Below are 19238 nucleotides of genomic sequence, written 5' to 3'. Positions count from 1 at the left end.
GTTCTATTCATTAACTATAGCAGGAGAGGAATCTGCGCATAACGGCTCTATTTTCTACTTTAGAGGCTCTACGTCTACCTCTTTGTTCCATTCGCGATATTCCTGCGGACTCATGCCCGTTAACCCGCGGAAAAATTTGCGAAAATATTTCATGGACTCAAAGCCGATACTGCGGGCAATCTCGTGAATTTTGAATGCGGGGTCGCGCAGCAGCTCTTGCGCCTTCTCCAGCCGACGCTCTGCGATCACCTCCGACAATCCCCTTTCCGTCAGCTGTTTGTATAACCGGGATAGATAAGCCGGGTTGTGGTTGGCAATCCGCCCCAGTTGTGTAAGGCTTAAATCACCACCGATATTCCTTCCGATGTATTTGTGAAGCATTGTTACGAGATCGCTGCCATGACGCTGCCAGTCGTGGTAACGATGATGAAAGATCTGCTCGGACAACTCGGTGAAGTACAGACAGGTATCGTGCCAGCTCATCATGTGGTCATATCGGAAAAGCCGGCTCAGATCCACCTGTTTTTCCACGCTGCCCCGCAGCGCCCACTGCCGCAAATAAGAGATAAACATCGCCGTCAGACCGGAGTGGATTTCAAGTCTTGTAAGACTTTCGGCATTCTCCTCCGATTCCGGCACCATCATGACAGCTATCAACGCCTCACGGAATGTCTCCTGCTGATTATGCTCCAGATGGAACTGAAGCATCTCGATATCCTTGCGGATCCGCCGCGCTGGAAGCGCTGTCTTGCCTGCTTCCGGTTCTCCGGCAGGCTCATCCTCGATCAGCAGCCGCTCCTGCTCGAAGCCGACATGACGGAGCAGCTGCAGCTGTAATCGCTCCACTTGCTGATCGAGAAGTGCCCAGCTTACAAGCTTGCTCGCAACGGCGAACGACAGCTTCACCCCGAACAACTCACGGCATGTCGTCTGAACGGATTCGAGCACGCCTTGCACATAGCGGGAGGTGATTTCTTCCTCGTCCTTCTGTTGAATAAACCAGATCAACCGGGAACGGTCCACATGGACGGATTCGGTCAGGAACCGGAATTGCAGCTTCTCGTCGGCTACGTTCCGGATGGCAAACAGGTAAATCGATCTGTCCCTGAGCGTAGCGCCCTCCTTCCATTGATCAACAGTGCCTGCTACCAGCATGATAGGACTGCTCCCGTTAAGCCGAATGTTCAACTCCTTGAACTGGCAGTCCAGACTATCCGGATTGGAAACTCCGGAAATCAGATCGATCAGGCATTCCTGCTTCAGTGCCTCATTCGCCTTACGAATCATGCTCTCTGCACGGTTTCTCAACTGTTCAGCCCGGTCCTCTTCATGGAGTTGCGCGATGACTTTATGGACGACCGCAAGCACCGTGTCGTCCCCTTCCGTCTTAAGCAAATAATCCGCTCCGCCGCTTCGGATCGCCTCCTGGGCGTAGGAGAAATTATCGTACCCCGTCAGGAACACCACCTTGCAGCGGGGCCAGTAGGAATGGATTCGTTTCTGCAACTCGAGCCCGTTTATTCGAGGCATCTGAATATCCGTCATCAGGATATCGATCTTGGTCTGCTTGAACCACTCCAGAGCTTCTTCCGCGCTGTATGCCCTGCATATCTCCACTTCATTAAGCCCTACTTCCTGCACCAGCATCTCAGCCAAGCCGTTAACGAACAGCTCCTCGTCATCCACGATCAGCAGTCTGTACATTCGGATTTCCTCCTTTCAAGATCAGGACCAACTCTACACGCAGACCGCCAAGATCGGACCGCGATACGATCAGGCGGGATTCCCGCCCGTATCTAATCCCGAGCCGCCGGTTGACGTTAACGATTCCCGTCGTCTCCTCCGGTTCCCCGATCAACAACAAATCACGCAGATGAGCCAGCTTCCCATCCGTTAGTTCATTGCCGTTGTCGTCAACGGTGAAGACAAGCCGCTCACCTCTCCATAACATGGAAATGTCGACGATCCCGTCCACCGTCCGGTTCGCCAAGCCATGATGATACGCATTCTCGATAATCGGTTGCAATATCATTTTCGGTATGGGGATGTCTTCCGCTCCAGGAGGAATCTCCCCGAAGAAGGTCCGGATCCGCTTCGTATAACGGAGCATCTGGATTTCCACATAAGCACGGGCGTGGCGGACTTCCGTTTCCAGCGTCACCTCGTCAGAGCCCGTTCGGGTAATATATTGAAAGTAGTCACCCAGATACCGGGTATAGATCGCCACCTTCTCCAGATCTTCATTTTCAGCCAACCGATATATGGCATAATAGCTGTTATAGAGAAAGTGCGGATTGATCTGGGACTGAAGCTGCTTCAGCTCCAGGCGTTGCGCACGGATTTCCTGTTCGTATACGTTGATGATCAGCGACTTGACCTTCCTGACCATCTCGTTGAACTGCGTGAACAAATATTGAAATTCATCCTGCTGCTGCCGATGGATCGCGATATCCAGACTTCCGCTTTCCACCTTGCGGAATGCGATAACGAGGCGCTGAAGCGGACGGTGAATCAGTCTGTGAATGCCATATGAGAAAAACACGATGACCACCGTCGAAACGACTAATATAGCCAGCAGCCACTCCTTGTATTCAGCCAGCGGCCCGAGCACCGCTGTCTCCGATTCGTACACAGCCAATGTAGCGCTGAGCAGCGCCGAATGCTCATACGACACCATCAATCGCAAGTCGCCTTCGCGTATGCGCTGCTGCCCCCGAACGGCTTGATGATCCGGGCTGGAAGACCGCAAGGCCTCGATCCATGTAGGCGGAGTTTCGTCTGCATTCCCGCCGGACAGGCTCCAGCTGCCATTATCGGCGAACAGAATAGCCCCGGCCCCTTCCGATCCCCTTATGCTTTGCAGAGACCTTCTAAGCTCATCTTCGGAGATCTCGATCAACAGCAGAAAGGCATAGGAGGGATCGCTAAGCTCGTCCTGCGGATAAGTCATTCCCATCAGCAGTTTGCCGTCCGATTGCACAAGCGACAGTCCTTCGAGAGCCGATCGGCGTACCGCAGCGATATCTGCCATCGGAATGACATCGGACATGCTCTCGGAATCAATACTCCGGCCGAGCTTCGGAATGTTCACCTTCACGCGGTTCATATACAGGCTCGAATTCTTGAAGAAATGAAGCTTTCGGCTAATCTGGATAATCTTCTGTTGGCGGTCGAAATTATCGTAAGCTTCCGGGATCGTACTGAGCGCGATGACATCCTCGTCATTGATGAACTCATTCTTCAACTGATTGATGCGGGCAAATTCGCTCTCCAAGGCTTGCAAGTAGAAGTTCACCTTGGAATCCATCGAACTGCCGATCTGATGCCTGACCTTCTCCTCGCTGGACCGGTTCATGCCGAAGCTAACCAGTACAATTGGAATAACGACAAGCAGAAATGAAAGCACCAGCTTCGCATAAATCGTCCATGTGCTGATTCGCAGCAGCCTAAATCCGTTAGGTTCCCCATTCAACGCTATCACCCTCATTCATTGCTTCGATTAATCACCATCATATCGGGCTCATGCGGGTTTGACCAGAACATTTCATACGGCAGGAGCGGGTATATGCGGCTTACATCCGCATGGGATAATACTCAAATAAGGATGTGACATTTCGTCACATCCTTGCTAGTATTGAACTTCCTTGTCCGTTGCGGAAAAACGGTGAATCGCCAAGCAAAATGGTTTATATGCGATAAGGATCAAGCAAGCGCCAATCCGCCGGCGGTGAGCCGAAATCGGGCAATTCCAGCCACTCTCCATCTTTCAGCGAAGACTCGTGGGCGGCCAGGCCCGGGGCGCAGTACTTCGCTGCATTCCAGGCATGGTTAGGCGGCAGATCGCCCGAGGCGATTGATTTAACGAAATCATCGACAAGAAATTGATGCGAGCCGAAATGGCCGTTTTGCTTATTCTCGAATGTCTTCGGCAGCCGTTCCACCGGATGGATTTTGGCCATCCCTTTCATGAAATCCGCTTGAAGCTCGGCATTGACATGCCCTAGACCTTCCGGCCGATAATGCACGGGACAGTCGAGCAGGTCGCTGACGTCTGTCAACTCATGCGACAATGTGGTCCATACTTGAGATAGTCCGTGCTCCTCGAAGCTTCCTTCGGTTCCGAACATACTCATATAAACGCTATTTTTGCCGGCCCATCCGGCACGCCGAAATTCATTGAACCGTCCCATGCCGCCATCGGACGTCCGTACGAGCGCCGTCTGGTTGCTGTATGGATTGTCCCAGAGATTGTTGCCTTTGCCGAACACCCCATCCCCGCTTTTGTCGACATAGCCGAGGCAAGCCACTTTCGTGGCGCGGGCGCCGGTTACCGATAGAATCATGCTGACGGAGTGAGTCGGATAATACATGGGGGGAATTCCCGCCGTCCGTTTCCATTGCTCGCCGCCCGAGTAGCGGTAGGCATCATAGAAGCCATGATCCATGTCATGGATATACTGGGCTTCGCCGTATACGAAGTCGCCGAAATCACCTTTCGCGAATCTATCCCGCGCATAGATCGTACTCGGGTAATAGTAGCTTGTTTCACCGGTCATATAGATCAATCTGCTCTTCGCCACTTCTACGATGATGGCGGACATCTCCTCATACGTCTGCGCCATCGGCACCGCACAGTATACGTGTTTGCCGGCCCTCAGAGCCTGAAGCGTCTGTTCGCCGTGTAGATGGCGCTGCGTATAGATTGCGACCGCATCAACATCGCTTCGGCAGAGCTCTTCAAGCGATCCGAAAGTTTGTTTGATTCCGAAAGTTTCGGCGGTTTTCTGCAGCCGCTCCGGAACAAGCTCAGCCAGATAGACCTCATCCACATTCGGATGAGCCTGGAAAAGCGGGATAAAACAGGGAGCGAATTGCCCCGCGCCTACCACGCCGATTTTTAATCCCATGATCGTTCGACCTCCTAAGCGTCTTTAGGCGCAGTTGATTTTTTAGCCTGGAAATTTCAGTATGGATGCATCTGTATCGACCGGACAGGGTTCTCTAAACTTCATCTCGCCGGAAGTAAGCAGCTGCGGGTTGCTGCAAGCCGAATAACACATAATGAACGACCGGCGGTGGTGATCCGAATCATTTGAGCTGGACGAATGCAGCAGATTGGAGTGGAAGAACAATACGCTGCCTGGCTTCATTGTCACATGCACGCGTTCGAACATGCTGCTGATTTCATTAATCCGACTCGGGTCGGCCCCTGTCTGCGCCCCAGCTTTGCCATGATTCATCCGCCCCATGTGATGCGATCCGCTCAGTACCTGCAGACAGCCGTTCTCCACGGTTGCTTCATCCAGTGCCACGAAAGCGCTGATCATGTTCGGATAGACGAATCCTTGCTCATACCAATAGCCATAATCCTGATGCCACTCCCAAGCGCCGCCCGTCTTCGCTTCCTTCATCATCACTTTTCCATGGAAAAAAGCTGCATCTTCACCAAGGAGAATACGTACCGTGTTGACGATTCTCGGACATGTACTGGCCCCCGCCCAGATATCCTTCTTGAGATCGAACCAGATTGCTAGACGAGCCGCTCTTCCGGAGCGATCAACAACTCCCTCCGCCGAAGCGGCAACATCGCTTCCGTTCTCTACCTCATGAATCATTTTACGAATCTCATCAGGCGAAAATAACCCCTCAACCAGAACAAATCCATCCCGCCGGTATTTCTCAACATCCTTAAAAGTTACACTCATTTCCCTTACGCCACCTTTCTTATTTCAATTTCTTGTTTTATTATAAAAGTAGAGCAATGGAAACGTCTTTAGTTAAAGTGTTCTTATGGTTGCCGAAATCACTCCGTCAGGCAGGTGGGTGCACATATGTTCAAGGATTTTTTGACTCCGCCCTATATTGAGCTTGCTCATCTCTTCGTTGCGCCTCTCGGCTGGCAGCTGCCGCCGCGTCAACTTCGCGGATATCAGCTGCAATATTGCAAGGCTGGTGAGGTTGAATATATCATCGAAGGTCAATCCTATGAGATGACACCCGGAACCTTGCTGCTTATTCGGCCGCATGAACGGCATGAAATCCGCAGCGCTCCGGATATCTCCCATATCTGTTATTCGTTCGTCTTCCATATGGGTACGAATCATTCGGAATTCGAGGATTGGTTCGGCAATGCCCATTGCCGGGGGAACTGGTACAATAAGCCTTTGGAGAAACAGCTGTCCCAGCTTGCGGCGTTCTATCACCAGCCAGGGAGGGAGCATCGCATGAAGTGCCAGTCGATCCTGCTTGACATCTTAGCTTCATTGCTTCAACTGCATCGGCTCGAATCTGATGATACCAATGCCCCGACCAACGATCTGGCGCGAAGCCGTATGAACCTCGTGTGGCTGCACATGTCGCAGCATTATCGGGAGGACGTGAAGCTTGCGCATCTCGAGGCGATCGCCGGCATTGGCCGCAATCACATTATCCGTCAATTCCGACGTATCTATGGATTGACGCCCATGCAATATTTGACTTTAATGCGCATTGAGGAAGCCAAGAGTCTTGCCGTCCAGACAAACCTGTCTGTAGGGGAGATCGCGAACCTTGTCGGCTACTCGGATGTTCATACTTTCGGCAGAGCGTTCAAGCGGGTAATCGGCGTCAGTCTGAGTCAATACTGCGCCGGTATGGTTAGTCAGACCAGGTGATCGCCCAGGATGGTTTTAAATGCAAAAAACCGGTCCTGAACAGGATCGGTTTTTTGCTGACGGTACCCCACTAATTCTCAATATTTCAACTTTGATGTTTTTTCATGCCGAATCGAACGAATCAACCGAATGATTTCCATGGTTCCTTTCATTGCCAATAGTACAATCATGATCTTCAACCATAGGATTAGGTCCGGCTGATAGATTTCTGCAATATGCCATACCGGCACAATTTGCGTCATACTGAGCAACAGAATAATAACCAGACCTGCAAAATCCAGAATAATTTTTGCTATAAATGGGATAGATAGTTCAGTTTGGCCAGATTTGTCAGGATTCCACGGCCCAAGACAGCGCTTCGCAGTTCGAATGGTTGTATATAATAACCATGCGCTGAGTATGAGTATTAGTATATTTATAAGCCAATACTTCTGCGACATGCTTAAACCGGATCCTCCAATCGGTTGTTCATTCAGTAAATTTATGACCCCGGAGGCAATGTGGGTAGTCGTTATGACATGTGTTTTGTTGGGCCAAGAGGCATCGATCGCGTCCAGTACGTTAGCGAATACGATTACTCCCAGTTGTTGTTCCGGTAAGATAAAAGTTTGGGCCTGAAATCCTACCGAGCCACCCGGCTGACCGATAACCGGCATACCGTTAATATGACCTGTCATCCAACCCATGGCGTATGTATCCGGAACAGGTTCGGTCTGCATAAGTCGTATGCCTTCCGAAGAGAGCACAGAATCATCTTCAAATCGGCCGCCGTTCATTTGGGCAGTCAAGTATTGGCTCATGTCCTTCGCACTGGAATAAAGGTAGCCCGCCGGCGCATCCCCCGGGATATAAACATAAGGGCCGTCGTAAGCAACGTTGTATCCAAATATTCGACGGTAGGGCGTTGCCAGTCCGTGTTCAGCGGCTTCATCGAGCGTAACGTAGCTGTCATGCATAGACAAAGGGCTGAAAATATGTTCCTTTACATAGTCGCCATAGGACTGGCCGGATACTTGCTGCACGATGTAGCCAAGCAGTACATAATTGGCGTTCGAATACCGGAAGGAATGTTCGCCTTGATTGGTTTGCTTTAAAAACCTTTCCGCATAGGACATGGCGTTTTTCTCCAGAGCATCTTGATCTGGATCGTTGATGCTTGACAGCGTGTTGCTGAACGTTGAGATTTGGGAGAATCCGCTTGTTTGGTTAAGCAATTGACGTACAGTAATAAACTCTGCACCATTGTATTTGGTGGGGATATAGCGCTGGATAGGCGCATCTAAGTCAATTTTCCCTGTTTCGGCAAGCTGCAGAACGGCCATTGCCGTAACTGATTTGCCGATCGAGCCTATTCCAAAAGGTGTTTCAGGTGTTACAGGACGACCTGATGAATCAGCCTGGCCGTATCCCTTAAGGTAAAGAATGCGATCCCCCTGTACAATCCCGAGAGACAACCCCGGAAGACGTTGCCGTTTCATTTCACGGGCAATATACGCATCCACTTCGGAAAAGTCTGGAGTTCCAGATCGCTCTGCTTGCATGTTTCCATCACTTCCCGCTGAGATGAATAGGGGGAAGATGAACAGACCACATAAGATTATTGCTAAAAAATTCTTTCTCATTTCAATCAATCCCGTCTCAAGTTGTGTAAGGTAGTACCTTTTCATGTGAATGAATATTTTTTAATTCATTCACTTTGTGTTAAAAAAAGAATGCTCGAACTATTTTTGATGATTTGTTAGGCCTTGCATAATAAATTCCGCTAAATATTGAATAATTTTGGGGAAATGTTGAATGCCAATGTCTTCTTTGTGAGTATCGATGTAGACCAGCGAATCAAAGAAAACGGGCAATAGATCCTCGTCGATATCTTCTCTGATCTTCCCCTGATCTTTCCATTTTTTAAATAAATCCATATAAAAATCACGAAAGGAATCCATATTTTTGCTGCCTTCATTTTGATAGTATTGTTCAAGTTTCTTATAGAAATCCTGACTATACCATTCTTTCAGAATGGGGTTTGTTTGAATAGCCCCGATATTCCCCATGATCAGTTGATTAATGACTTTCAAAGGCTCCTGATCCAAATCAATCGATTCCATGAGCGATTTCTTCAGGTTCTCATTCTCCTGGATATAGATTTCCAAAAACAGCTGATCTTTGGATGCATAATAGTTATAGAAAGTTCCAACACCTATGCCGGCTGATTCGGCTATTTCTTTAATATTCGTTTTCTTGAACCCTTTTGTACTGAACATAGCTTTTCCATATTTAAAAATGTCCGCCTTTATATCCATCAGCACTCAACCTTCAAAATGAATATTTTTTAATTCATTCACATTAAATCATACCGATTACCGCGCTGTCAAACAACGGATCGTTCTTGAATTCCGATTGCGATCCCGCGCTGCTTCCCGCTGAACGTCGACGAAATTATCGCTAGCGATACAGCGTCATTGCAGAAGCACCAAGACCCGTCTAGTGTTTGGCAGAAAAGAGCTGCGACAGAGTGCCAGTCTACATCCTGTCGCAACCCCTGCATACGTCGTGACCAAGCCAGCGGCGAAGCCGCTCAAACCGATTGCGCCGAAGCGGATCATCTTCGCTCCGTCTGCCGGAGCCGGGAATGCTGCGTGCTCCAGCAGTTTCAGGATGAAGTAAACGGATGCGTAAGGCACCAGCTTGCAAACGGCGCTTATCGACGATAACAGGCCGGAGACGATTAGCAGTCCGCGCTTCTCACCGGCGATTTCCAGCGTTCAGGATACACCTGTTTTATTTTTCATTGCACTCCTTCTCCGGGTTCAATGGTTTTTCTCGCCGCTGACAGCAATTCCAGTCATGGGCTGCGACTGTTTTGCCGCAATGGATTGTGCGGGCAGGAACACGAATGCGAGGAAGATGCCGAGCGCTGCAATGCCGCCGCAAATCCATAACATCGTTTCCATGCCGTGAATAAAGGAGTACTGAATATTGTCCAAAATCGTCGCGGAGTTCTGTTGCCGAGCGAAAGCGACACCTGCCGATGCGCTTTGCCGGATGGCATCGCCGAATTCCGCAGGAAGCGAGCTGAGTACAAGTCCGTTGCGGTAGCTGTAGTTGAACGCAGATCCGAGGAGCGCCACGCCGAACGCGCCGCCGACCTGCCGCAACGCCATGATCAACGCGGAACCAACGCCGCTTCGTTCGGCAGAAAGCACGCCGAGCGCCGAGTCCATTGCGATGGGAAGCGCCAGGCCAAACCCGAGACCGGTTACGGTTATCCATGCGTAAATGAACCACAACGAGCTTTCCACGTTCGTAGCCGTTCCTAGAAACAGCCCTCCGGCCATCACGGCGCATCCAATCGACACGATCATCTTGGTCCCGCTCAGGGAGACCAGCCTCTCAGCCATTTTGGTGCCAACAATCAACCCTCCGATGAGCGGAAGCAGACGCAGGCCGGTTTCCAGCGGGTTGGCATTCATGACGACCTGGTAAAATTGCGGCAGCACGAACAACAAACCGAAAATGGCGAAGGTGACCAGCGTGGCCAGCAGCGTTCCCCAGGTGAAGCTTTTGGAAGAAAATAAGGATAGATCGATTATCGGATTGCGGCTACGACGTTGCCATAGAATGAAAACGGATATAAGCAATACGCCAACGACCGAGGTCAACAGGGACAAGGAGTCGTCCCATCCCCTCTCTCCCGCTCGGATGACGCCATACGTTACCATAACAATACCGGCGCTGGAAGTCAGGATGCCGGGAAGATCCAACCGCCGACGCTGCTCGCTGCGGGATTCCGGCATCAATACGGCAAGGGCAACCAGCGCTACAACTACAATCGGGATGTTAATGAGAAACACCGAACCCCATGAATAATGCTGAAGAAGCCAGCCGCCGACGATCGGTCCGAGAGGAATGCCAAGCGTGTTCGCCATTGCCCAGATCATCATCGCCTTAGTCCGCTCTTTCCCGGTAAACAACACGGGCAGCGCAGACATGGACAGCGGGATGAGGAAGGCCGCGCCAAGTCCCAGCAAAATCCGCATCGCAATGAGCATTTCAGACGTTGGCGAGTAGGCGCAGCCGATAGAGGCCACTCCGAAGACGACGAATGCAATCAGCAACCATTTTTTACGACCATATCGGTCGCCCAGCATGCCAGCAGGAAGAAGCAGGGCCGCGAGCGCCAGCGTGTATGCATTCGCTATCCATTGAAGATCGCTCGTCGACGATTTCAGCTCAGTAGCCAGCGTGGGCAACGCCACGTTCAGTACTGTCATATCCAGCCCGATAGTGAGCAAGCCAAGCGCCAGCGCTGCAAGTACCCACCATTTTCGTTTATCATTATTTCCCATAGGAGACACCGCCTTTATTTAATGTTCAAGACAGAATTTAATTCAAATGACAACAGGGTGTTTTTCCTGATCATTTCTTTGAATCCCCAAAAGAGATCCAAGAGAGGTTTGTACGAAACATGATTCGTTACTCATAGAAGGTAACTCCTTTACTTAAAATGATAGTGAGGTTCCGGCGATTCCAGTAAGTTCGCATAAAAAAACTCCTTCCGCAACCGATACTACGCACCCTCTGTGAACGAAACATGAATCGTTTGGGATAAAAAGTAAAAAAGGGCGAACGGATCGTTCACCCTGTTGCTCGCTCTATTTTCGATTGTATGGGTTGATCGGGTTACATGGCTGGAAGAAAAACAGTTACCGCCGTTCCTTTTCCTGCAGCGCTGTCTATCTCGACCCGGCCGCCGTGCAATTCGACAACACGTTTTACGATCGCAAGTCCCAGCCCGCTCCCACCCGCTTCACGGTTGTGTGATTTATCGATTCTCTTTATTATTAGAAAGGTAGTACCTGTTAACATGAATGAATATTATTAAATTCATTCACGTGAAGTTAAGCTCCTTCTCCTGAAAGGAATCCAAGTTTCCGGCTCATTGCACACAAGTGCCACAGGTTAATGCCGCAAATCCTTCTTGCGGATCAGAACAAGACAAAGCACAGCGCCGGTTGCCAGAATCACAGATGCGATCTTGATAATGCCAATCGTTCCGTCAACGAAGGATGCGCGAGCAATCTCACGGTAGGTGTCAAACAACGGATCGTTCTCGAATATTGCAGACTGCTCCATGCCCGTCAGACCGTTGCTCCCTGCAATCGGTCCTGCCGACTCGATTGCTTGAATCACTTGCTCCTTCGCCGATTCTGCAAGCTGGCCGTCCTGTAATGACTGAATGCCGTCCGTAACAAGAGATCTGAATCGGCTGGACAGTATGGCCCCATAAAGAGCAATTCCGAATGCGCTGCCCATCTGTCGAGCCACATTGCTCACGCCTGATGCCATACCCGCTCGTTGCACCGGTACCGTTCCGATTGCCAGGTTAGAAATTGGCGGGTTGATTAATCCGCTGCCAATCCCGGCAATAATAAATCCTGGCAATAGAACAATCCATTTGGCAGGATCGTTATGATGCGTTAGGAAGGACATGGAATAAACCCCGGCTGCCAGCAGCACCATAGACACAACGACGAGTGATTTGGGACTTGTTTTTCCCATCAGTGCGCCAGACAGCGGACCAAATAGCAGAGCCATTGCCGTAAATGCGATGAGCTTGACGCCTGTCTCCAGCGCATCCAAACCGAGAAAGCTTTGCAGGTAAATGCTGAGATTGAATAGCAATGCATACATCCCGACGCTCAGACAAAAAGCGGCAATCGCGGAACCCGTAAAGCTGGGAATCTTGAATAAGCGAGGATCGACCATCGGGTGCTTTAATCGTAGCTCGCCTGCGATGAATACGACAAGAGCAAGAATAGAAATTCCAAGCAACCACCACACCTCCGGAGAGGTCCATTCGTTGCCTTCCTGATTGACCTGAATCAATCCGTAGATGAGACAGAACATGAAGACGGTGAATGAGCTGAACCCGAACAAATCGATTCGGCGGGCTGCCGACTCGTCCCTGGACTGCTTGATTGCCCATAACGTTAGCGAAATCGCCACAATACCGACGGGGATATTCACGAAGAAGATGGATTCCCACCCAATATGCTTAACCAGAATACCGCCAATTACCGGGCGATCCCCGTAGCCAAACCGCTTACGCCTCCCCATATCCCGATTGCGATTCCGCGCTGCTTCCCACTGAATGTCGCCGATATTATCGCAAGCGATAACGGCGTCATTGCAGAAGCTCCCAAACCTTGAATGCCTCTCGAGAAATTCAGCATTGTAATATCGCCGGATAATCCGCATAACAGCGATCCAATTGTAAATACGGCGATTCCCAATACAAATAGCGTCTTCCGCCCGAATATATCACCCAGCCGGCTCGTTGTAACCAGCGCCACGGCAAAAACCAAGGTATAAGCGTTGAGTACCCATTCCAAACCAGTGAAATCCGTTTGAAGTTCGCTTTGTATAGCTGGCAAAGCGACATTCACAATCGTAACATCCAGTAAAGCCATAAATAATCCGAGACATACGGCGACGAGCGCCCACCATTTTTTCTCTGCGGTCTTCTCCTCTTTGCCAATCACTGACATAGCTATTCCTCTTCCTCTCTGCTTTTAATCCGATATGTAACATGCTAAAATGAAATTGACTGTATCGATTATAAAAAGATGGTGGTGACATGTAAAATGAATTTTACCTATTACGAGTCGTTATCCGTACATCTTGCGGTTGAACTCATTAATACGCTCTGCCCCGTCACGAATACGGATCGATTATCGACGCCTGAAGAATTGAGGCAATTTCTCGCAGAGAGCGAGAAGTTTGTCATGGATTTGGCTTCGGATAAGAATAGAGATTTTGATGGGGATGCCGTTATCGCGGTTCATCGGAAAACCGTTCAATCGTGGCCTGTTCGTCCAGAGGATGTTGAGATCGTCATCTCTCTCAGAAAATCTTTGCGCACGGTGTTCGAGCTGGCAAGAGAACAGAAGGCACAGGATACAGCGGCGCTCCTGAATGAGCAGCTGCGCATCAGCGGGGCGACGCCAAGAATAAGCTGGCACCATGGGCCCTATCATCTGCATTTCGAATCGGAGGAGGATGGGTGCGCTTATTGGTTGGCTACTACGACTGTAATGGGGCTTGCTTTTGTATTGATTGAGTATGGAACGGAGAGATTCGGAATTTGTGCCTCTGCTTCCTGCCAGAAAGCCTTTATCGATACATCCAAGAATAAATCCAAGCGTTATTGTTCCGAGGCATGCGCACATCGTGAAAGCGTCGCGGCTTTCCGCAAACGCCAACGTTCCAAGAGCTGAACACGACCCGATCGCCACTCTAAAAGCTGGCTCCGTGCTTCTTGCCACTGAATTCCCCGACTCCCCGTTTGCACACCGTTTAATGGAAAACACAAAGAGGGCCGCAACAGGGCACCCATCTACTGCCTGTCGCAGCCCTCTAATCAACTGTAATCTTCAATTAGTGATATTTTTCCTTCTTCAATTTTAAATACTGATTTCCCTTTCAGTTGCATCTTGTCTCCTGTTTTTAATCCGTTCGGGAAATCAATGGCAAGTATCCCTTCATAGTCAATGATTACTTCTATTTTGTCATCTATTGCATTACAATTTATTATTGTCTGACGACGACTAGAGAACATCTTGGCGGACTTTTCCGCGAGCTGTCTAAACTCTCGGATACCATTTGTCTCCATATCAATTTCACCATTTGAAACATTTCTGAACCGTATATCCTTATGTAAGTGTTTAATCATTCCCGGGATATCAAACGAATTATAGGCTTCAATATAGTTATCAATGACTTCCTTGGTTTCCGAACTAATCAAAGTAATAATCCTCCTTAAAGAAATGAATATAAAGATTCTCAATATCTTACAGCCATTCAGAGAGATTAGCCCCAGGTCAATGGATCCAGTCGAAGATAAAAATCTAGGCGTTCGTGATCTGGAGTGTTGATCTCTAAAATCTTGAAGAGGACAGCGAACGCGCGATCGGCCTCTTCTGGCTCTGTCCAACTCTCCCCTGCATTGGCAACCATCAGCGCTAAGTCTGCATAGCGATCCGCTGTCCCGAGCCGTCCCATGTCGATCAAGCCAGTGCATTGAAGGCTATCAGGGTCAATCATGAAGTTGGGTATGCAAGGATCACCGTGGCAGACTACCAGATCAGTGCGTTCTTGATCTAGCCGAACCGGAAGTTCTCTTTTTACACGCGCCAGAAGTTCGTCTTGTGGTGTGTATTTATCCTCGTCGGGCAAGAATTCGCTATTGACGGCACCGCGCGACACCACATCTACGGCGCGTCCGAACATCTGCGACAAGCTACGCTCAAAAGGGCACTGATCAACCGACAACCTGTGAAGAATAGCAAGCTGCTGTACCATAGACGGCCATGCATCGAGCAGATCGGCTCCCGACAGATTTGCAGCGGAGACTCCAGGGATCGCTGTCATCACCAAACAAGCCCCTTCCTCCCCCTCGTTCCATTCCACTACCTCCGGGCAAGCGACGCTTCGGCCCCTGAGCCAAAGAAGGCGATCACGTTCACCAGCTAGGTCAGCGACACCCGCAGGTGGCGTAATCTTCGCGTAAGCAAGATTGTCATTACGACGGTAGACGAAATCACCAGATTCTCCGAACGGTACGGGTTCCCACTCGTGAGACCTCTTGAGTAATGGGTGTAGCATGTTCAAATCGCTCCTCCTGTGCAGCCGCCACGGCTTAAGATATGCGCTTTGGCCGAGCGACTCATTTAAAATCGTCCCAAAGCCGTACGCGGCTGTCGTATTGTATTTAGTCTTTTTTCTGAAATTCGAGAGAGAAAAATGTGATCATGGATCTACAAATAATTTCATTCCAAAAACAATATATAAGAATTCTGAATTATTTACCACCTTTAGATATCTATAACATGACAGATAATGTTGCTATTGAAGGTGTCTTGTCTTGAAACTCGTCAGTCTAATACTTTATTTTTCAAATACTTTATTTTCTCCGGTCAGCCTTCCACTGGATAAAAATTATGGAGTCATCGGCCACTCGCCTTCATCATGCTGCCGTCTCCACAGCCTGGCATACAAGCCGTCAGATGAGAGTAATTCGTCATGGCGGCCTTGCTCCACGATCCGCCCATGATCCAGTACAACAATCCGGTCGGCATGCCGCACGGTCTTGAGCCGGTGAGCGACAACAATGACAGTTCGGCCTCGAACAAGCCGGTCAATCGCTTTCTGAAACTGAGTTTCGTTCACAGGATCGAGAGAAGCGGTTGCTTCATCAAGCAGAATGATCGGCGCATTTTTCAGCATCGCCCTGGCAATGGAAATTCGCTGTTTTTCACCGCCTGACAATGTGCTTCCGCCTTCGCCTACCATCGTGTCGTAACCATTTGGAAGCTTCATGATAAAATCGTGACAACAAGCAAGGCGCGCCGCTTCCTCGATTTCCTCGCGCGTTGCGCCGCTTCGTCCGAACCGGATATTGCCTTCAATCGTATCCTGAAAAAGGTACACATCCTGAAATACCATAGATACTTTGTGCAGCAGCGCTTCCGGGTCCATGGCATGAACATCCTCCCCGCCCATCGTCACCACCCCATTCTCCGGGTCATAAAACCGGGCAATGAGCCGAAGAATGGTGCTTTTGCCGCTGCCCGAAGGGCCGACTAATGCGGTGAATGAACCAGCCGGCATGCTTACGCTCACGTCTCTCAGAACCGGTTGATCCTGATAGCCGAATGTAACCTGTTTCAATTCGATATCATGATCTGCAGGGGGCTGCCGCTCCCCTTGCATGACCGGTTCCCTCAAAAGCTGCACGATGCGTTCGCCCGCTTGCTCGAGATAACGAAACTCCGCATAACCGGCGAGAGCTGTCGTCAGCGGATCGAATATTCGGGTTCCGATGATCAGGAACGCCACGAATGTGATAACATCCAGGCTTCCGCCGAGCAGCAGTTGAACGCCAGCCATGATCATCAGGGTAAGACCGGCACGAACACAGGCAACCGCACTCAGTACAATCGGCCCCAACATTCCTTCGAGACGGATACTCTGTCGCATCAATTCCCTGAATGACCCTTCAAGCCGGACAAAACGTTCTCCGGTCAAGTTATACGCTTTGATTACACGGATTCCGTTCAAATATTCTTGCAGCCGGTTGCCGGCATCTATCTTGGCCCGCATATGCTGCGAGCCGAGTTTACGCTGGATACCCGACGTCAAGAGCACCAGCAGGATGGCCACCGGCAGCACCGCGAACAGGGAAAGCGTCAGACGCCAGTCGAGAAAAGACAGGCCAATCAAGGCCACAACCGGCATGACGGCGGCGCCGATCATCTGCGGAACCAAATGGGAGATGCCATGTTCAAGCATCGCAAAATCACCCACCATCATATTTGCCAGATCGCCCGGATCCCGCTTGTTCAGGTATCCTAGCGAAAGCTTGCGCAAATGCTCGGCCAGCTTTGACCGTCCGACCGCCGCTGCACTGTATGCGTCGCGGTATTGGGCGCGATAGGCGGGAATTTCACAGGCGAACAAGAGAACAAGCGAAGCCGCCAGAGCGCCGCATACCCACCAGAGCCGCGTCATATCAAGCGCCATCTCGGGATAGACAAATGGATTAAAGATCAATCTCGCCGCTTCCACCAACAGCACAAAAGGGATTACGCCTGCCAGATTGGCAACGGTTGTGAAAAAAGCAGGTTTGATCAGCGAGCGCGGATTATCCGCTGTGATGTTGCGCAGCATGTTGATGTTCATCGTCCGCCTCCCCTTTACCCATATGCCATTGTGTCGCATGGCGATAAGAACGCCACATGCTTCCGTATAAGCCGTTAGCAGAGAGAAGGGTTTCATGCCTTCCCCGCTCGACGATTTCTCCTCTTTCCATTACGAGAATTTGCTCCGCATCCTGAATAGTGGACAGGCGATGAGCGATGACGATAACTGTCTTATTTTTCATCAACGCTTTCAACGCCAGCTGCATCTCATGCTCATTCTCCGGATCGGCAAAAGCCGTCGCTTCATCAAGCACGAGGACGGGAGCGTTTTTCAGAATCGCTCTGGCCACGGAAATCCGCTGTTCTTCCCCGCCGGATAAATAGACGCCTTCTTCTCCAATCTGCGTGTCATACCCTAGCGGAAGGGCCTCAATAAACGTATGACACTGCGCCGCCTGCGCCGCGGCGTACACATCTTCGGGCGGCGCGTCCGGCCGTCCGACTGCAATATTGTTGTATACGGTATCATAGAACAAAAACGAATCCTGAAACACGAATGCGACGGTGTTCATCAGATCAGGGGTCGCGATTTCGCGGATATCCACACCTCCGATGCGGATCGCTCCCGTGCTCACATTCCAGAAACGAGGCACCAGATTGGCCACGGTTGATTTGCCCGCTCCCGACGGGCCGACCAATGCCGTCACTTCCCCTTGGCGGGCGGTAAAGGAAATATCCGCAAGCACATTGCGATCGGAAGAATCTGTTTCATACGAAAAAAAGACATGTTCGAACGAAACATCGAATGAAGTCGGCCGCCTCGGATGTTCAGGCTCCGGCACAACACCTTCCGCCAGTATGCGGTCGATGCGCTGGGCGCCTTCATTAATATCTCTGAGCGTTTCGGCCAGGAACATGATTTTGAACATCGGAGTGGATACACCCGGCGCCATGACCAGGAAAAACAGCAGAACGGTGGCGAAGGCGACGCTGCCCGGATCGCGGCTTAATAAAAACACGCCGACAGGCAGAATAAATGCGGCAAGCGAGCCGAGAATCACCTTGAAAATCAAGGAACCGTATTGAAACTGATCCGTTAATTTCACGCCATAGTCACGGTAATGCAGCATGTCCTGATAAAACTGGCGAAACGACTGAACGGTTTGCCCGAACACCTTGACGGCCGGCATCCCCCGCACATACTGGACGGCAGAAGCATTCATCTGTTCCAGCGAATCATGGCAAAGTTTGAGATTTTCTTTCGTCTTCGGTCCGCTGATCAGTGCGATCTGAACCGCAAAAGCGAGGACAATCGGTACGAAGCACGCAAGCGCCAACCAAACATTCAGCGTAAACATCACGGCGATCATCAGAACCGTGGTCACAGCAGCATGGATGAGATCGGGCAAATGATGAGCAATGAACGTTTCCACTTTCTCCACGTTTTGTTCCAGCGTTGTCTTGACAGCTCCCGTCGACTTGCCGTTCAGCCAGCCAAGCGGAAGCTTGCCGATATGGCCGGCAAGCTTGACCCTGAGACCGTAAAGAATACGAAAAGCGGCGATATGGGAAACCATTCCTCCCGCGTACATCGTGGCAAGGCCCGCCGCCAGGCCGATTAAAGCGATAACGCCCAAGCGGATCATTTTCGCGCCGTCAGCTGAAGCCGGAGATGCTGCGTGCTCAAGCAACTCTTTCAAAATGAAAAAGACGGAAGCGTAAGGCACCAGCATGCAAACGGCGCTAACCGAAGATAACAGGCCGGAGAGCAGTATTAGTCCGCGCTTCTCCCCGGCGATTTCCAAAAGCCGGGCCATCCCTGTTTTATTTGTCATTGCTCTCCCTCCCTTTTAGGCTGTTCTTTCGAACATTTTGATGAAATCATGCG

The 19238-nt window shown here is 50.4% G+C and carries 14 protein-coding genes and 2 pseudogenes; 2 read left to right on the top strand and 14 right to left on the bottom strand.

Annotated elements, in window-relative coordinates; all coding sequences use genetic code 11:
* Nucleotides 1-54: 54 nt before the first annotated feature.
* The 4 genes from IEY46_RS08505 to IEY46_RS08490 all read right to left on the bottom strand — a co-directional run bounded on the left by IEY46_RS08505 (nt 55) and on the right by IEY46_RS08490 (nt 5705).
* Nucleotides 55-1704 carry a response regulator gene (locus IEY46_RS08505; protein WP_188990954.1) on the bottom strand — a complete coding sequence of 550 codons (1650 nt, stop codon included), beginning with the start codon at nt 1702-1704 and terminating at the stop codon, nt 55-57.
* Nucleotides 1679-3472: a sensor histidine kinase gene (locus IEY46_RS08500; RefSeq protein ID WP_229750146.1), complete on the bottom strand. Its 1794-nt coding sequence runs from the start codon at nt 3470-3472 to the stop codon at nt 1679-1681. Before IEY46_RS08500 ends, IEY46_RS08505 begins: the two co-directional genes overlap by 26 nt.
* Nucleotides 3473-3686: 214 nt before the next feature.
* Complete coding sequence (locus IEY46_RS08495; RefSeq protein WP_188990950.1) at nt 3687-4907, bottom strand: Gfo/Idh/MocA family protein; 1221 nt, start codon at nt 4905-4907, stop codon at nt 3687-3689.
* 42 nt (nt 4908-4949) lie between these two features.
* On the bottom strand, nt 4950-5705 hold the full coding sequence (locus IEY46_RS08490; protein ID WP_188990948.1) for a phytanoyl-CoA dioxygenase family protein: 756 nt from the start codon (nt 5703-5705) through the stop codon (nt 4950-4952).
* 126 nt (nt 5706-5831) lie between these two features.
* Here IEY46_RS08490 and IEY46_RS08485 point away from each other — a divergent pair, with 126 nt between their 5' ends.
* Entirely contained in the window at nt 5832-6653 is an 822-nt protein-coding gene (locus IEY46_RS08485; RefSeq protein WP_188990946.1) for an AraC family transcriptional regulator, read from the top strand.
* 77 nt (nt 6654-6730) lie between these two features.
* Here the strand turns inward: IEY46_RS08485 and IEY46_RS08480 are convergent, their stop codons facing one another.
* The 6 genes and pseudogenes from IEY46_RS08480 to IEY46_RS08460 form a co-directional block, all read right to left on the bottom strand.
* Nucleotides 6731-8275: a serine hydrolase domain-containing protein gene (locus IEY46_RS08480; RefSeq protein ID WP_188990944.1), complete on the bottom strand. Its 1545-nt coding sequence runs from the start codon at nt 8273-8275 to the stop codon at nt 6731-6733.
* Between the two features lie 99 nt (nt 8276-8374).
* The gene (locus IEY46_RS08475; protein ID WP_188990943.1) at nt 8375-8950 is read right to left on the bottom strand and encodes a TetR/AcrR family transcriptional regulator; all 576 of its coding nucleotides are present in this window, start codon (nt 8948-8950) and stop codon (nt 8375-8377) included.
* Between the two features lie 237 nt (nt 8951-9187).
* A pseudogene (locus IEY46_RS36275) lies at nt 9188-9409 on the bottom strand (ABC transporter ATP-binding protein); the annotation flags it as partial.
* Nucleotides 9410-9457: 48 nt separating this feature from the next.
* Entirely contained in the window at nt 9458-10996 is a 1539-nt protein-coding gene (locus tag IEY46_RS08470) for a DHA2 family efflux MFS transporter permease subunit (RefSeq protein ID WP_188990941.1), read from the bottom strand.
* A 334-nt stretch (nt 10997-11330) separates the two neighbouring features.
* Nucleotides 11331-11516, bottom strand: a complete 186-nt coding sequence (locus IEY46_RS08465) for an ATP-binding protein (protein WP_188990939.1) — start codon at nt 11514-11516, stop codon at nt 11331-11333.
* A gap of 93 nt (nt 11517-11609) precedes the next feature.
* Nucleotides 11610-13198, bottom strand: a pseudogene (locus IEY46_RS08460) (MFS transporter).
* Nucleotides 13199-13294: 96 nt separating this feature from the next.
* On the opposite strand from IEY46_RS08460, the gene IEY46_RS08450 reads away from it, so the two are divergent.
* Nucleotides 13295-13927, top strand: coding sequence for a CGNR zinc finger domain-containing protein (locus IEY46_RS08450; RefSeq protein ID WP_188990933.1), 633 nt, complete (start codon nt 13295-13297; stop codon nt 13925-13927).
* A 143-nt stretch (nt 13928-14070) separates the two neighbouring features.
* On the opposite strand, the gene IEY46_RS08445 is transcribed toward IEY46_RS08450, so the two are convergent.
* The 4 genes from IEY46_RS08445 to IEY46_RS08430 form a co-directional block, all read right to left on the bottom strand.
* Nucleotides 14071-14454, bottom strand: a complete 384-nt coding sequence (locus tag IEY46_RS08445; RefSeq protein WP_188990931.1) for a nuclear transport factor 2 family protein — start codon at nt 14452-14454, stop codon at nt 14071-14073.
* Between the two features lie 65 nt (nt 14455-14519).
* Complete coding sequence (locus IEY46_RS08440) at nt 14520-15314, bottom strand: APH(3'') family aminoglycoside O-phosphotransferase (RefSeq protein ID WP_188991812.1); 795 nt, start codon at nt 15312-15314, stop codon at nt 14520-14522.
* 333 nt (nt 15315-15647) lie between these two features.
* A complete protein-coding gene (locus IEY46_RS08435) occupies nt 15648-17384 on the bottom strand; it encodes an ABC transporter ATP-binding protein (protein WP_188991809.1) in 1737 nt (578 codons plus the stop codon).
* Complete coding sequence (locus IEY46_RS08430; protein ID WP_188990929.1) at nt 17353-19185, bottom strand: ABC transporter ATP-binding protein; 1833 nt, start codon at nt 19183-19185, stop codon at nt 17353-17355. The genes IEY46_RS08435 and IEY46_RS08430 overlap by 32 nt, the downstream gene beginning before the upstream one ends.
* Between the last annotated feature and the right edge of the window lie 53 nt (nt 19186-19238).

The sequence above is a fragment of the Paenibacillus nasutitermitis genome, assembly GCF_014641075.1.
Taxonomy (GTDB): domain Bacteria; phylum Bacillota; class Bacilli; order Paenibacillales; family Paenibacillaceae; genus Paenibacillus_Z; species Paenibacillus_Z nasutitermitis.
This window is presented reverse-complemented; position numbering and strand designations above follow the sequence as displayed.

Excerpts from the sequence above, each read along its gene's own strand:
- IEY46_RS08505 (WP_188990954.1), bottom strand. The coding sequence starts at position 1,704 with ATGTACAGACTGCTGATCGTGGATGACGAGGAGCTGTTCGTTAACGGC.
- IEY46_RS08495 (WP_188990950.1), bottom strand. The coding sequence starts at position 4,907 with ATGGGATTAAAAATCGGCGTGGTAGGCGCGGGGCAATTCGCTCCCTGT.
- IEY46_RS08490 (WP_188990948.1), bottom strand. The coding sequence starts at position 5,705 with ATGAGTGTAACTTTTAAGGATGTTGAGAAATACCGGCGGGATGGATTT.
- IEY46_RS08485 (WP_188990946.1), top strand. The coding sequence starts at position 5,832 with ATGTTCAAGGATTTTTTGACTCCGCCCTATATTGAGCTTGCTCATCTC.
- IEY46_RS08480 (WP_188990944.1), bottom strand. The coding sequence starts at position 8,275 with ATGAGAAAGAATTTTTTAGCAATAATCTTATGTGGTCTGTTCATCTTC.
- IEY46_RS08475 (WP_188990943.1), bottom strand. The coding sequence starts at position 8,950 with ATGGATATAAAGGCGGACATTTTTAAATATGGAAAAGCTATGTTCAGT.
- IEY46_RS08470 (WP_188990941.1), bottom strand. The coding sequence starts at position 10,996 with ATGGGAAATAATGATAAACGAAAATGGTGGGTACTTGCAGCGCTGGCG.
- IEY46_RS08465 (WP_188990939.1), bottom strand. The coding sequence starts at position 11,516 with ATGTTAACAGGTACTACCTTTCTAATAATAAAGAGAATCGATAAATCA.
- IEY46_RS08450 (WP_188990933.1), top strand. The coding sequence starts at position 13,295 with ATGAATTTTACCTATTACGAGTCGTTATCCGTACATCTTGCGGTTGAA.
- IEY46_RS08440 (WP_188991812.1), bottom strand. The coding sequence starts at position 15,314 with ATGCTACACCCATTACTCAAGAGGTCTCACGAGTGGGAACCCGTACCG.
- IEY46_RS08430 (WP_188990929.1), bottom strand. The coding sequence starts at position 19,185 with ATGACAAATAAAACAGGGATGGCCCGGCTTTTGGAAATCGCCGGGGAG.